The organism is Corynebacterium sp. AOP12-C2-36 (assembly GCF_052379185.1).
Taxonomy (GTDB): Bacteria; Actinomycetota; Actinomycetes; order Mycobacteriales; family Mycobacteriaceae; genus Corynebacterium.
The window spans coordinates 1-687 of the sequence record NZ_JBQSYJ010000079.1 but is presented as its reverse complement, the minus strand read 5'-3'; the positions used below and the strand labels follow the sequence as shown (position 1 = coordinate 687).

1 protein-coding gene is annotated in these 687 nt (G+C 65.2%); it reads left to right on the top strand.

Going from position 1 to position 687, the window contains the following annotated elements:
• The coding region (locus ACT3UN_RS16550) for a TetR-like C-terminal domain-containing protein (protein WP_444657672.1) at window positions 1–448 on the top strand (448 nt) is incomplete at its 5' end.
• Window positions 449–687: the final 239 nt, after the last annotated feature.

The following is a 687-nucleotide window of genomic DNA, read 5'->3' as shown; positions in this document are numbered from 1 at the left end:
CTGGGACGCACACGTCGACTTTGGCCTGGCCAACCCCGGGTTCTACGCACTGATGTACGGCAAGGTGCAACCCGGTCACGCCCCGGCGGCCCAGTCCCGTCCCGCCGAGATCCTGCTCGAACTCACCACGACAGCCGCAGAACAGGGACGCCTCGCCGTCCCGCCGGAGCAGGCGTCCGCCCACATCCTGGCCACCAACATCGGGGTCACGCTGCGCCAGATCATTCAGGGGTCCCCCGACCCCGATTTGTCGGCAGCGGTACGCGACGGGGTGATCGACGCGATCACCGGCACCGGCACCGGCGGACCGAACGGTGCCGCCGGCACCGGCGCGATTTCGGCGGTCACCGAGCTCGCCGCGTCCAACCCGGAGGTCCTGGGCCCCACCGAGACACACCTCCTGCAGGAATGGCTGCGGCGCCTCCGGGTGGTCGGAGAAGACCAGTAAGCGACCATCGTCACCAGATAGAGATCACCTCATGGGCAAGGGGATCTAGCGATAGCGGTCCCTGCGGCAGCCCTTTTCTATGCCCCTCGTCTATCTGCGCGTTTCAATCACTGACCAGCGAGAATGTGCACGCACTAGTGAAAACTTCGAGAGACCGATGTAGGGTGATGGGTGTCAGGGAGACCCCCGTGCCCTCGGTAGTCGCTCTGATCATAAAAACAGCCCCCAGAGCTTGGACC